Source organism: Gimesia algae, assembly GCF_007746795.1.
Lineage (GTDB): Bacteria > Planctomycetota > Planctomycetia > Planctomycetales > Planctomycetaceae > Gimesia > Gimesia algae.
In genome coordinates, this window is sequence record NZ_CP036343.1 from 580,949 (window position 1) to 595,744 (window position 14,796).

At 49.8% G+C, this 14,796-nt stretch carries 8 protein-coding genes; 3 read left to right on the forward strand and 5 right to left on the reverse strand.

Features of this window, described 5'->3' with window-relative positions; all coding sequences use genetic code 11:
* Nucleotides 1-2 precede the first annotated feature (2 nt).
* Nucleotides 3-479: a hypothetical protein gene (locus Pan161_RS02120; protein WP_145223951.1), complete on the reverse strand. Its 477-nt coding sequence runs from the start codon at nucleotides 477-479 to the stop codon at nucleotides 3-5.
* A 601-nt stretch (nucleotides 480-1,080) separates the two neighbouring features.
* Here Pan161_RS02120 and Pan161_RS02125 point away from each other — a divergent pair.
* The 3 genes from Pan161_RS02125 to Pan161_RS02135 are packed head-to-tail and all read left to right on the forward strand — an operon-like array spanning nucleotide 1,081 to nucleotide 6,466.
* Nucleotides 1,081-1,473 carry a BlaI/MecI/CopY family transcriptional regulator gene (locus tag Pan161_RS02125; RefSeq protein ID WP_145223952.1) on the forward strand — a complete coding sequence of 131 codons (393 nt, stop codon included), beginning with the start codon at nucleotides 1,081-1,083 and terminating at the stop codon, nucleotides 1,471-1,473.
* Entirely contained in the window at nucleotides 1,463-3,076 is a 1,614-nt protein-coding gene (locus Pan161_RS02130) for a M56 family metallopeptidase (RefSeq protein ID WP_145223953.1), read from the forward strand. The genes Pan161_RS02125 and Pan161_RS02130 overlap by 11 nt, the downstream gene beginning before the upstream one ends.
* A 57-nt stretch (nucleotides 3,077-3,133) precedes the next feature.
* Nucleotides 3,134-6,466 (forward strand): thioredoxin domain-containing protein, encoded by a 3,333-nt coding sequence (locus tag Pan161_RS02135; RefSeq protein WP_197995656.1) that lies wholly within the window; start codon nucleotides 3,134-3,136, stop codon nucleotides 6,464-6,466.
* Between the two features lie 357 nt (nucleotides 6,467-6,823).
* On the opposite strand, the gene Pan161_RS02140 is transcribed toward Pan161_RS02135, so the two are convergent.
* From Pan161_RS02140 to Pan161_RS02155, 4 genes are all read right to left on the reverse strand, one after another.
* A complete protein-coding gene (locus tag Pan161_RS02140) occupies nucleotides 6,824-8,197 on the reverse strand; it encodes a sigma-54-dependent transcriptional regulator (protein WP_145223955.1) in 1,374 nt (457 codons plus the stop codon).
* On the reverse strand, nucleotides 8,194-9,669 hold the full coding sequence (locus Pan161_RS02145) for a sensor histidine kinase (RefSeq protein ID WP_145223956.1): 1,476 nt from the start codon (nucleotides 9,667-9,669) through the stop codon (nucleotides 8,194-8,196). Before Pan161_RS02145 ends, Pan161_RS02140 begins: the two co-directional genes overlap by 4 nt.
* A 71-nt stretch (nucleotides 9,670-9,740) precedes the next feature.
* Complete coding sequence (locus tag Pan161_RS02150) at nucleotides 9,741-12,545, reverse strand: BatD family protein (protein ID WP_145223957.1); 2,805 nt, start codon at nucleotides 12,543-12,545, stop codon at nucleotides 9,741-9,743.
* 30 nt (nucleotides 12,546-12,575) lie between these two features.
* Complete coding sequence (locus Pan161_RS02155; RefSeq protein ID WP_145223958.1) at nucleotides 12,576-14,768, reverse strand: VWA domain-containing protein; 2,193 nt, start codon at nucleotides 14,766-14,768, stop codon at nucleotides 12,576-12,578.
* Nucleotides 14,769-14,796 lie beyond the last annotated feature (28 nt).

Consider the following 14,796-nt stretch of genomic DNA (forward strand, 5'->3'; position numbering starts at 1 on the left):
GGTCACTCTGAATTCGCTTTCGTGTCGCTTTTTCTGAGTCTCTCAAGTTCCAGCTCAACTGCTATTCGGAATGCTCTTGCACTGCATTTTTCAATCTCGCGAAGCGCTTCGTACTCTGCTTTGGACTTGCCTTTTGCAGTTTGCGCTTCGATAGTTTTGGCGAACGCAAGTTTCTGTTCGACGAATTTTCGCTTGTCCGCTTTGCCTTCAATCTCGAGGCGAATCAAGTGAAAGCGTTTGACTGAATCAAGCAACCCCGAAATTTCGCCGACGCCTTGAAGCCAATAGTTGTAACGAGTGCGAATTTCAGTGTGAGTTGCGTTGTAGCTTTCTTTCATCAACATGATCGTCCTGTCGTCGGTGTCACTACGTTCAATCTCAGACGGCGACTGAAGGATTGTGGAGTACGGGTCGGCTTGTTGGCCCATCGAAGGACTGGCGGCGAGGATTACGATGACTATTGCAAACGGAAATCGCATGTGAGTTCTCCTTAAATCATGTTTTGTATCAGATAATTTGTTATTCACCTGCACAAGGTTATGTATAAAACATACTGGGCAACAAATCATGCAAAAAACATTGATGTGTTCAAATATGATGTCAAAAGAGTTGATACAGGTTTTTAATACGGGGCACTGCAAGAGACATAACTAACGTCAATTATAGACACAACCTGTCATGAACGAGAACAGGTCAAGTGGCGCAAAAAAGTGTCCGGAAAACGATGCATTGTCGAAGCAGAATTGAACTGTCGGATGGAAGCCGGGCACTTTAAAAATAGATCAAAGTCAAGCGAAAACCTTTGATGGTCGAATCACAAAGCACACGGAAATAGATCAATTCATAATATTTATGAGTATTAATCCACCAGTCAGATTGTTCCTGTAAAAAGGAAAGTTGCCGAATAGGATTTGTATGCACAGAAAAACAACGTCTTTGCAGGGCACGTCATCTTTTGCCACAAGCGGACAACTGATTTGCGACGTGCTAGGTAAATGACACCAGTTCCTCTTGACAGGTCTCCTACTCAGGTAGTAGAGTTCCACTACTCAGGTAGTAGACAAGGATGAGGTAATCGTCATGAGTCAAAAACATCAACTCGCCAGACTGCAATTGGCGATCATGCAAGTCCTGTGGGACCAGGAGGAAGCGACTGTTGCTGCGGTCCGAGATGCGCTAGAAGATGACCGGCCACTGGCCTACACCACGGTCGCCACCATGCTGACCAAAATGGAACGCAACGGTCAAGTAGCCCACCGCACAGAAGGCCGCGTTCACATCTATCGTCCGATCCTGCGCCGCGAAAGCGTGAGTCAGTCGATGGTAACAGACCTGGCTGGACGCTTATTTCGAGACGATGTGACCGAAATGGTGAGCCATTTGCTGGATGGCTGTGACGTTTCGCGGGAAGAACTTAATCGGCTGAAAATGCTCATCCGCAAGAAAGAACGTGAGGTGAAAGATGCCGAGTGAATTCCTCACCCCAGCGATCGTAACCGTTCTCGACATGCTGACGACGTATCTACTGCATTCCACACTGCTGCTAACCTTCGCGGCAGTGGTTACCTGGTGTTGTCGCAGACCAAGCTACACCCTGACCGAGTGGTTGTGGAAGTCCGCCGCCGTGATTCCGTTGCTGACCGTGCCGCTACAATTATTGTGTGGCGTTGGAAATTCTGTGTTCTCACCCCGCTGGAACGAGCCTGCGGTAGAAGTCGCCGTGCCTGAACCGTCAAATATATTCGTGCCGGAAAATATTCCTGTAGTCGATGTTAAACCGACACACACTCCATTGGATGTTGGCGGTGAACCACTGAGGGCGGAAATCGATTTGACCTCAATGACACCCTCCTCATCACGAGAGCCTGTTACTGATCCAGCCAGGCCATTATCCATTCAGGACTCCGCAACAAAACAAATTGAGCGGACGCCGCTTCCCGACACCTCGACAACAAACGTTGCACTACCGATTCCTACAGTGACTCCTTTAGTCACAAAGCCGACCTCAATGATAACAGCGTCCATTTTGCCGTGGTTTGCAAAGTGGTTGGCCGGATTCGTGGTTGTCATAGTGACTGCTGGTTCGTTCCGATTCTTCATCGTTGGGCAAAGGTTTCGACGTAAAGTTCAGAAATTCCGTACAATTAATGCCGGTGATGTTTATGGGATACTGACTAACCTCGTTCGGCGGGCAGCATTACGGCGCCGTGTTCGGCTGCTGGAAGCAGACGATGTCAGCGAGCCGATCGCCTTCGGTATCTGGTGCTGGACCATCGTCGTTCCCCGGGGCATTGAATCGCGGTTGGACCGGAAAGAACTGGAAGCGCTGCTGGCACATGAGTTGGCTCATCTCGTTCGCGGTGACGCCTGGTGGTTGCTGGCGGGACGGCTACTGTGTGGCTGCCTTCCATTTCAACCGTTGAATTTCCTCGCTCGCAAACACTGGAAACAGGCTGCCGAGTTTCAATGCGATGACTGGGCCGCCACCCGCACCGGCAACCCGCTTTCTCTGGCCCACGGTTTGACGCGTGTGGCAGAATGGCGATTGAACGTCGCAGGCTGTGCGCAAGCGCTGTCCGCGGGAGGCTCAGGTTCGACGTTGTCTCGCCGCGTGGAACGTCTACTGACTGACCGTCCCGCAGTTGATCTCTGGGAGCGTGTAAGACGACGACGGTTGTTGACGGCATTTCTCTTGATGGTCGCGATAGTGCTTTGCTGGCAAGGACCACGGACGACGCTGTTGGCCAGATTCAGCGAGCAACATGATAAGCTGACGTTAAAAGAGGCGGCAGCGCTAGAATATGATGACAGTTCTCTATCAGACGAAATCAATTCACTCAACACCGATTTACAGCAACTGGAAGTCGATTTTCGGAAGGTTGAAATCCTGCTGCGGAAAAACGAATCACCATCCGAAATACGCGCGCTCAGCGAACGCTTGTCGTTACGACTGGCTGATTTACGCCTGCACCGCCGTGAACTACTGACCCGCGCCAACCCTGCTTTTAAAATCCCTGTGAATGCCCCCAATACCAAAACACAGCCCACCACATTGACCGCAGAATCGAGCCGATAACGAATGGAACTACTCACCTCGAAGATTCGGCCTGTCCGTCGAGAAAGGAATCAAACCATGAAACGTTATTTACCCATCATCCTGTTAATACTGACGATGACCAGTCGATTGTCAGTAGCCGCTGATCCTGCTGCGCAAGCATCTCCGGTTTCCTCCCTTGATCAGCTTGGCCTTGGAACGGACAGTCAACGAATTCAAGCAATCATCGCGAATAATTCACAACCCGCTGACCCCGGCTACACACAGATTGGTTCATTGGTCAAACTTAACCTGGACCGCCCAAAAACGAAGTTGAGACTGGATGAAAACTCCACCTACAGCGTCTATACAGATCGAGATCAATTCGAAATTGTGGATCCTCCCAGTAATCACTCAATCAAGATTGAACTCGCCTATAGCAATGGCATCGCGTTTCGTACGCTTGAGCCGGGTAGCGTGACATTGACATTTATTGATAAAGAAACGGAGAAGAAGCAGTATCTCGTCGAAGTCACCATTCTCGGCGATACGCGACAACTGCAGGCGCAGTTGGAAAAGCTTTATCCAGAGGCATCGATTGAGACGATCAAAGTGGGCGATAGTGTATTATTGCGGGGAAACGTTGCGAAGACGGAGAACATTAACGAGATTATCGAGATCGCTGAGCAGTTCTATCCGAGGGCGCTCAACCAATTGAAGGTCGCAAATGCAGCGGTTGGCCAGGTCTTACCCGGTCAGTCACAGGTGATACAGGGTTATGCACCCGTTCCGTTTTCGCGTGGCACTGTCTCTTCACCCAAGCCAATACCAGCGCCTCCCGTGAGTACGATCGAACCACAGATTACTGTTCAGGCGGTCGTACTTGAAATTGATTGGGGAAAACTGAAAGAGACAAAAATCAATCTTGAAAATACCATCCGCGCCTTTGCAACCGACCCCAAGCAGCGCGGTCAGAGCGTACAGGCCACGAAGAAATCTTTGTTCACCCCCGTGGTCGTCCCGTGGCATGCGACGGACGGTATTGTCCAACTCTTGACTACCACCAAGGCCGTCAAAGTCATCAGCCGACCGGTGATCCGCACGCTGGATGGCCAGTCAGCCGAAATTACTATTGGAGAAAAGATTGCCATTTCTGAGAAAAAAGAGATCCGGAATGGTAAGCAGGTTCTTGAGACTGGTTTCCACGACATCGGCACTTCCCTCAAGTTGACGCCGAAACTGGCTTCTCATGGCGGAACGAAACTGTCAGTCGTTGTTGAGCATAAGCAGCGGGTAGACAGTCCCGCTGCTCATATTCCTGGAGGAAGTGAAGAAACAACTATTGTAGCACACAAATTCAATGCAGTCGTCGAGTTGAAGGTGGGACAGTCGGCCATCCTCACTGAATTCACTCCCCTATCCACAAAACAGAAAACGCCATCCGTCGGCAAAGGGCTGATAGTCATTCTCGCTCCGCCAGTGATTGGAATGACATCAAAAGGTATCGAATGGATTCCAGAAACGACTTTCAAATGGATCCCGGAAAAAAACGGATTTGTAAAAGTGATTCGCATGGTAGCAAAATCAATTGCCACAAAGCCCGGCATTGATAATGGCTTCAGCTCTGACTGGCACGATCCAAATTCTCTCCCCGTGCCCCCGCCGATTCGAGCACCGGATTACGCTGATCCCACTCCAGCCATTCCAGCTAAGCCACAGGACTTAAATCAATCAGTTCGTGAACTTCGTAGCGATGTGCGGGCATTGAGAAAAGACGTCAAGAAATTACTTCGATTGCTGGAAGACCAGGCATCGGCTAAACCAACGATGGGCGACATTCAGCGGCGAATCAAGGAGTCGAAGACCGACCTGCTGGTATTCCACGCGTCCTGGAGTCGTCCCTGCCAAAAGATGGCGTCATTACTTGACGAACACTCTGATCGCGGTTATTCCATCCGTCGGCTGAACGTCGACAAGAATCGAGATCTCGTCAAAGAATTTGGTGTATCATCAGTACCGACAATCATTGCGTTTGCAAACGGCAAGGAAGACGAACGCTGGGTTCGCAGTATGGGGAAGGATGCATTGACCAGAATCGTTGACAAGTATGCACCGCGCCAGACTACGATCCTGAAAGGTAGCCGCCAATCGTCTGCGACATCGGCTGAACACAGACTCCATCAAGCTCTAATGAAAGAAGTTTCTCTGAATTCCGAGAAGATTCCGTTGGTCGACGTGTTGCGATCGCTCCAGCAGAGCGAGGGCATTAACCTTTTCATCCATTCACGCGGATTGGAAGAGGAAGGTGTAGAACTCAAGACTCCCGTCACCATCCACGTCGACGGGGTCACACTGAAGAGTGCTCTCAATTTAATATTAGAACCACTGCAACTCGCGTATCAGGTCCGCGATAATACGCTCGTCATCACCAGCCATACGCGGGCACAGGGAAAGAAGGTCGTCATCAGCTACCCAGTGGCCGACTTAGCGATTCCCATTCCCCCTGGCGGTCCGGTACCATTTGACGAAAAAGCACTATCAGCGCGCTCTTCCGCTAACGACCTCGACAAGTTAACCAAAATTATTCAAACGACAGTGCAGCCGAACAGTTGGGATAAGGTCGGCGGAACAGCTTCGATTCGCCCCCACGATTCCACATTGAGTCTGGTCATACGCCAGTCGTCACAGGCGCATCAGGAAATCGCTGAAGTCCTCGCGCAACTCCGCCGGTTGCAGGACTTGCAGGTTACGGTGGAATCTCGTTTTCTTGATAAGCTGCCGGAGGATTTCTTTAAAAAACTTGGCATCGATTTCGATTCCAACAAGGACGTCGCGAAAAATAACGCTAAGGGTCAGCACCCGGGCAACGACCCCTTGGGTGGAATCATCCTCACTGATCGGCAGGCCGAGTTGTTACTGCAAGCGGCGCAATACAATAACCGGATCAATTTGATCCAGGGGCCTAAGGTCACGTTGTTCAATGGTCAGGCGACTGGTGTGACGCACTATACAGTGGGAGGTAGGCAGCATCATCTAAAGCATTCATTGCATATGCAGCCGGTTATCTCCGCAGATCGTCGTGACGTCCGTCTCAACTTGCGGGTCAGTGATCTGAAATCACCAGAAGTTGAGACGCGGGCCTACGTCAACACGGTTCCCGATGGCAAGACGCTGCTCATTGAAATCGTTCAACCAGATGCGAACGAAGCAGGAGTGCCAATGTCGGAGCAGGGGCTTAACGCCTCCAAGATATCTCAGAGCACCGGCGTTCATGGAACCAGTAACCGGCGTTTCCTGTTGATCCGCCCGCGCATCATTGTTCAAGAGGAAGAGGAAGAACTGTTATTTCCTCCCGCCTCGAAATTGCCATTAATGCTGACACCCCAGGGAGTCATGCCAGAGGAAGAAGAGTCATTATTGGGGTTCGAGTAGCCAGAGTAATCTAGCGGGCAGCATGCGATTATTCCAGAAAAACGCAGCCGCGCAGAGCATGTCCGCCTTGCGCGACGAGGAGACCACGTTCGCTTCTCTGTTTCTCTTAGACTGTGCCCAGATTTACTGTAGCGTCTCCAAGGCCATTTGGACCGAGTATAATCGATTGAGAGACGCTATGGTTAAATCTGATGCTCTTAGTACGAGCTTTAGCAAATTTACTAGTGGAGTGTCATTTTTAAAATTTGGGTTGATAGATATCACGAGAGTGCGACAACGGAGCACGTAAACAACACCCCCCAACCCTCAATTTGTAGCTTGACAAAGCACTAGTGAAACCAATTCAAAGAATTATGTTTAATCGGTCTCATTCTGTTTGAGTTTGCGGTAGATGGTTTTTCGGTCGAGGCCGAGGATGCGGGCGGCCTGGGTTTGGTTGCCGCCGGTGGCTTCCAGCACATGGGTGATGTAGCGGCGTTCGAGTTCTTCCAGCGAGACGAGTCCGTCAGGATCGAGGCCATCAATCAGGATTTGATTACTGTGATAGTTCGTGATCTTTTCAGGCAAGTCGGCTACGGTAATCTTATCGTGCCGTGTTAATGCGACCGCGCGTTCCATCACATTTCGTAATTCGCGAATGTTTCCCGGCCAGTGATACTGGAGTAACTTCTCTGCCACTCCCTCTGCCAGATCTGTGACAAGTTTATTTTCGGCTGTAGAAAACTGTTTGAGAAAGTGTTCCGCTAAGCGTAACACGTCGGTCCCGCGTGAGCGAAGGGGGGGCAAATGCAAGCCGATCACGTTAATGCGGTAGTACAGATCTTCCCGAAATATTCCGTCGGCAACTGACGCTTCGAGATCGCGATTGGTAGCACAAATGACACGGACATCAAATGGTATTTCTTTGTCTGATCCGACTGGTCGCAATACGCGTTCTTCTAACGTTCGCAGTAGTTTGACTTGCATCGACATTGGCATTTCGCCCATTTCATCAAGCAGCAAGGTGCCACCGCTTGCTTCCAGAAATAAGCCGCGACGTTCACTTCGGGCATCCGTGAAGGCCCCTTTGACATGACCGAACAATTCACTCTCTAGCAGGGATTCGGAAAGCGCAGCACAGTTGATCGCTACAAAAGGTTTTTCCGCTCGACGTGAATTTGCATGAATGGAACGCGAGACCAGTTCCTTGCCAGTACCACTTTCGCCGGTGATTAACACGCCCGCATCGGAAACTGCGACGCGTTCGAGTTGATCGTACAATTTCTGCATCGCCGGGCTACTGCCAATCATGCCTCCGAAAGACCGGACGGCTTGATTAGACTCTTTTAACAATCGTACCTGTTCGGTGAGTCGATGGTGATCAATCGCGCGGCGAACCGTAATTGCTAACAGGTCCATTTCAATCGGCTTGGTGATGAAATCATAAGCACCCGCCCGCATCGCCGAGACGGCGGTTTCCAGACTTCCGAAAGCCGTCATCAGGACCACTGGTATGTCCGGTCGAAATCCGGTGAGTTGCTGGCAGAGTTGTAAGCCCGTCGTGCCCGGCATGCGAACATCGGTCAGCACAACATCATAGTTATTCTGATCGATCGCAGTCATGGCCTGCGCGGCATCGGTGAACCAGTCGACCTGCAGGCTTCGCAGTCGCAAATCGGTTTCGATGAGTTCGCACATCGACTGCTCATCATCGATTACCAGAATTCGCGAATTGTCAGAGTTTTCGTTCATAGCGACTCTTTCTGATTGTCTAACGGCAACCACACCCGAAATGTTGTCCCCTGATCTTTCTCGCTAGCGACATCAATCCAGCCACCATGTTCGCGCACGATCCCATAAGCAATCGAAAGTCCCAGGCCCGTTCCTTCGCCGACATCTTTCGTTGTATAGAATGGTTCAAACACATGTTCGGTTTCAGTATCGGTCATACCGGTTCCAGTATCGATGACTTCCAGGCAGGCAAAGTGATTGCACTGTGATTCGATCATCGCCGGTGGTTGAATCTGCTCTGAATGTACTGTGATCATTATTTTGCCGCCGTCGGAAATCGCCTGGATTGCATTACTGATGAGGTTGGTGATGACCTGTTGCAGTTGCCCGGGATCTCCCACCGTTGTTACTGGTAAGTTCTCATGAGCGTCTACTGTTAAATCCACATCTGCTTTCTTTGCGAGTGGTTGCATTAGCTCACATGTTTGCTGGGCTAGTTGAATGAGGTTGATCGACGCATGCTCTGTCCCTGTGCGGCGGGCAAAGTCGAGTAGTTGACGGATGATGGTTGTCATGCGTTCGGCTTCATTTTGAATGGTCTGTGCGCTCGAGCGGATATCTGCAGGAGAAAGTTGTCCTCCGGAAATTAAGCCTGCGCGCCCTGAAACCACATTCAGTGGTGTGCCCAACTCATGCGCTACTCCGGCAGCGAGTGTGCCGACCGTTCCCAGTCGATCAATGTGGCGAAGTTGTTGTTGGGTTTGCAGCCGCGTTTCGGTTTCGGCTTCAATCGTCTCCCGTTGCTGCTTCAAACGATAACTCATCTCACTGATTGCGAATGCAAGTTGCCCAAATTCATCATTTGATGTCAGTGCGGGAGGTTGTCCGAATTCTCCCTCGCCAATCTGTTCGACCTGTTTGATTAACTTTCGTAACGGGCTGGCCACGAGCTTCAGACCGCCCCAATAGATCACGAAACCGGAAAGCAGTGTAACTCCGATTAACGATAATACCGAGGCTTGAAATGAACGGCGAACATTCGCCTCGGAATCCAACAGTGGTTTGGCGACTTCGACTGCTCCTGGAACTTCGCCGGCAAGATTGAGTGGCACAGTAGTCAACTGCTTCGTATTGCCGTCTTTATCGGAAATCGAAATGCTCGAAATACTGCGAGAAAGTGTTTCGGTGTCTGAGGAAAGACCGCCTGCCTCCTGTTGGACATCGTCAGATTTCTCCGGAGCGATCCAACGCATCGCAGGTCCTGAGGTCGTTCGACGAGTTACTTCAATCGCCTGTTGAATTCGCACCGTACCACCGTCTCGATATGCCTGTTCAATGGTAGGTTTGAGCGCATTCACTAGATCGACAGCGCTCTCTTCATTCGATTGGTGAGACCACTCTCGCTGCTGTTTCACGGTTTGCCAGGAGAATAACGCGACAATTCCCAAGACCCCCACCATGAATATCAGAATCAATTTGGCTGCCAGTTTCATTCATGTCTTTCCTTGCATGAAACGTTCAATAGACGGGCTAACAGGTCAGTGAACTCTCGGTCCTGCAAGCATCATAGCAGTTCAAGTACATGGTCGGGAACCCAGCCGATATGACCTCGGTTAGTTTGAATTTGTGTCCACGATCCTCGGTGGGCCAGGGTTTGAACTCGATGACCTTCCGCGGAATCCAATACGGCGACTTCGGCGAATTGTTCTCCGTCTCCTGCATGCAATGGCAAATGTTGTTCAACAATGACCGCATTTCCCTGCTGAACGGTGTTTTCTGTATGTAAATACATCGAAACCAGGGAGGACATTAACAATAATCCGGGCAGTGTGGCAAATTTCCATAATGACAACTTGTGGCCCATTGTTCGCAAAATCACAAGACCCCAAAACGTGAGTGAAGCCAGGACGAGCACCATCAAAATAACCTGCTGACCAACCATTTTGGTCAAGACCGAATTTCCATTATTCAATTTTAACAGTAGACCTTTGTGGGGACTAGAGAGATCTTGTGGCTTGTCTGCTGTTTGAACCATTGCCTGAGCTGCGTTCAGATTTGCTTGAAACTGCCGATTGTCTGGTTGTAATTTCAAGGCACGTTCATAATTTGCAATTGCACGGCCGAGCTGATCGGATTGCAGGTACGCATTGCCAAGATTAAAGTACAGATCGGCATTCGAGATTCCAGAGTTGACAAGCAACTGATACTTATTCGCAGCTTGCAGAAATTGATCTTTCGCATCGACCACATTTGTATCTGCAAGAGAGAGCCCATCTCGATATGACTCATTCGCATCGCTGAAAATGATCTCCCGCTGTTCCTGATTGAGCAAAACTTGCGGCGTAGGGACAGGGCCTGTCGCAGTGCTGTCGTTTGCCATCACTGTGGAGGTCATCAATGCCAACCCCAGTCCCAGCAGCAATGCAACAGGCTGAGAGATTTTAGCACGTTTCGACTTCTGGCCCATGTTCGCATGAGGACGACGAATATGACGATTTGACAATGACTTCATGCGGGCGGCAAGTCGGTTTACAAGATCGAGTGCATCCGCTCTTTGCTGTTCAAAATCAACATGGGTACCATAGCCAACATGGTTATGGTTGAGCCCCTCGATCAACGCTTCTGCTTCCGCTGCCAGTTCGTATAATCCTGCAGAACGCATCGCTCCGATGATGGAAGAAGACTCGTTTATACTCTCGTCGATTACTGTTGTTCGTCTCGCAGGAAACAATTTACGCATGTATCTCAATAAAGCAGCAGCGACCGCTGATTGATCCTGCGCATTTGAGATTTGTGTGAGACAGCGATTCTGTGGTGATCGCAGAGAAGGCAAGCGTTCGGCAAACCAATGACGATACCTGGTGACCAAGGTCATGAGCCAGGCCATCGGTGGCAGAATAACAAACAGCAACCACCAGTTCCAGGCAGCTTGTGGTTCTTGCGAAGTGAGTACACTCGGTGTATCGAGATTGATAAAACTCGGTTCCAGCGTAAGCGTACTCTGTGTTTTATTTTGTTCTTTCGAAACAGTGCTCTTCGCTCCCACAATGGCATCCATCGCCAGTGATTCTGCTTTTTCTACAGTGATCGAAATGGGGGCCGAGTGTACGGTTTCAAACTGTTCGGTTTCTGGATTGAAGAAACTGAATGGAATCGCGGGGATCTCGGTGATGCCTGCCTGGCGAGGACGAATTGTTGTCGAGAAGACTTTACTGTCATCTTTGACGTAGCCTGCCAGGGGCTGATTCGAAACCTTGAACTTATCTAACTCTGGCAACTCTGACAAAGGTGGCGCCTGTACCAGTTCCATGGGACCAGTGCCGACGATGCCAAGATTGAGTGTGATAGAATCGCCTGCATGCACGTTGACTGGTGACGCCTGGGTCACGATGTTGTATTGACCGACGGCGCCGCGATAATCTGCAGGACGACCTTTCGTGGGAACCGGTAACACTTCGGTAGTATCAACGATGGCCTCTGCTACGACTGGCCTTGAAGACGTAACTGATAATCGATTGCTGGATGGCATTGACATCAAACTGCCTCCAAATGGACTATCGTCAAAGAAACTACCGAACGGATCACGTGAGCGGCCAAGGGCGGTCGGATAGTTCACCACGATCTGGATATCATCGCCAGAAATTTTGCCAGACTTGGTGGGGTAGACATTTGCATTAATCTCGTACATGAAATAAGCCCGTTCCTCACCCTGGCCGTTATCGTGCAATACCTCTTTTCCGCCAGGACGTTGACGGTTGTTTGCCAATTCCTCAATACGACTCTGGAATGAACCCCATGAGGTTTGATCGGAGATCATGTTCCACATGTTTCCTTCTGAGAGGGTCAGCTTGTGTTCTTGATCACGATAGGGCTTGATATAAATCCTGAGTGTCATGTCGAGCGGTTGTCCCACAAAAACTTTTTCTTTTTTTCCTGCAAGCTCTACAAATAACAGGTCGCCGGTTTCACTTTTTGTGGCGATGATCTTAATTGCTTCCGTTTCGACACTTTTTCCATCGACTTTGAATGTCAGTGCGGGGATCTCGAACGTGCCTGCGCGGCGTGGGGTGATTAAATAACGCAGTGTCACACTACGACTTTCGCTGCGGCGTCCGTTGATGATCGTCACTTGCGAACTTTGCGATGGTGTTCCCGCGGAACGCATTTCGATTCCGTCAACGTGTGGCAAGGTGGGTTGTTCGTAATCATTGGCATTGTTGATGGATATCTGCAATTGAATCGGCGAGCCAACATAGGCTTCACGAGAAGAGAGACTCAGCGACACATCACCGGCGAATGCAGAAGTCCCTGCGATTCCGATAATGAGTGCAGGCAGTATGGATCGAATAGAAATTATTGAATGAGACATGATTCTTCCAGTATATATGCAGTTCGAATATTACCAGTTACGGTCAACGTGGACTTGTCGTGATTTTTCGAGTTGTTGTTGTCGTAAGCGACGCAGCATGTTGCGATCACGCACTGATTGCAGCAACTTCAGGGCTTCTTCTTTATTCATTAAACCCGGTTTTTCATTGGGGTCAGCGATCCCGTATCCACTTTTGGGATTCTCTTCTGTTGGCTGAGCTTGATCAGAAGTGAGTTCTCCAGTGGGAACCGGATTCTCCCCTGGATCTTCTTTGTCTTCGGGCTTATTTTGCTCGGGTGGCTGCGGTGACTGTTCTGCATCTTTTGATTGTTGTGATTGAGGTTGCATTTGTTTGTTCTCAGAACCGGATTTCTCAGACGGGTTTTGTTCTTCGCCAGGTTGTGGCTCTTGAGACTTCTCTTGAGGCTCTCCCTTTGAGCTTTGTTGTTGTTGTTCCGATTCAGATTCAGATTTCTGTTCTTCGGATTGTTTCTGGTTCTGCTCTGATTGCTGATCCTGTTTCTGTTGCTCATCTGACTTTTGTTCCTGGTTTTCGTTCGGCTTCTGTTGGTCTTGCGACTGCTGCTGCTGATCTTTCTGTTGTTCTTTATCTTGTTGTTGCTGCTGTTCTTCTTTTTGCTGTTCTTGAAGGTCTTTGATGAACTGAGCGGCAAGCTCAATGTTGGCGCGAGCATCGGCGTTGTTCGGGTTGCCTCGCAATGCACCGCGGTAGTGCTCGATCGCGGTTTTGAATTGTTCAATGGCAGCAGGCTTGTCCTGTTCTGCAAGCTGCATACCATTTGTGTAATGACAATTCCCGAGGTTATACCGAGCGCGGGCCGCGATGTTGGTTTCGCTGTCACCCGCGACGGCGGTAAACATGTGGGCTGCCTGTTCCATATTCCCTTGACGGTACATGGTGACAGCTTCGTTGTAGTTCAACTCTGCCTGATGGTGGGGAGTTGGTTCAATCTGTTGATACTCCTCTAATGCTTCAGCAAACTTTCCCTCTCTCACGAACTGATTCGCAGTATTAATCTGTTTAGCACTGATTATATTAGAAGGGACGTCGGTTTCAGCAGCGTTGAGTCTACCTGTTGACATCGACAAAGTGACCAATACCAGGAGGGCAGCTACTGCGCTCTTGGGAACGGAAGACTTTTCAGTTGTCGAATTATTCTTTGCCACTTGATTTGCCATTGGAGTTAATGATTTCTTTTTTCGCCGGGCTGTCGAATAGAGTACTTCCAACAATAAAAGCAAGCAGGCTGGCAGTGCAAACCACTGGAACCGTGGTGTGTAGGCACTGATTGTTGCTGTCTCAAACTCGGTTTGTTCGATGTTCGCCACGTAGTTGTGATAGACATCTGCCATGTCGACTTGTTTGGTGCCGGCTGGGATGTAAGCACCGTTTGTATCAGTGGCTATCTGACTGAGAATGGTTCCGTTCATTTTTGACCAGACCGCTTGACCTTGATACTCAACGAATTCTTGACCACCTTGATCGATATCCGGGATACGTGCTCCCTGATCCATGTCTCCCAGACCCACGGTGAAGAAGCGGATGCCATCCTTTGTGAATGCCTCTTTCGCAGCTTCCACCGGTTTGCTCTCCTGGTCTTCACCATCGGTAAAGACGACAATGGCTTTATGGTCGTTCGTTTTGTTAATGAACCCTGCGGTAGCCGCACGGATCGCATCGCCGAGTAATGAGCCACCGCGTCGGACACTGTGAGGGCCGACAGTATCCAGTGTCTGTTTAAAATCTTCATAGTGACTCGTCAGCGGCACCGATTGCCGTGTCTCACCCGCGAAAACAACCAGCCCGACACGGTCTCCGGACATTTCATCGACCATGTCTTTGATCTGTTGTTTCGCTCGATCAAGTCGACTGGGCGAAACATCTTCCGCGAGCATGCTGCGTGACACATCGAGTAGAAACATCACTTCAATTCCTTTTTGAGGAACTTCGCGTTCGGTCTTTCCCCAACGAATGTCACACAACGCAACTGCCAGCAAACACAAGCTACTGACAACCAGAATCGAAGAAATCCAGTGTTTTTGAAAACGAGGCGCTAAGAACAATTTGTCAGACATGTTCGCTGAGGCAAATTGTCTCGCAGCGCGGTGTTTTGCCACAGCTGCATAACCAGCGAGTAACAGGCTGCCTGCGGCAACAATCAGCAGAATGATATTAGTGGGATTACCGAATTGAATGTCCATGATCTATTTTCTCTCTTGAGCTTGGGCT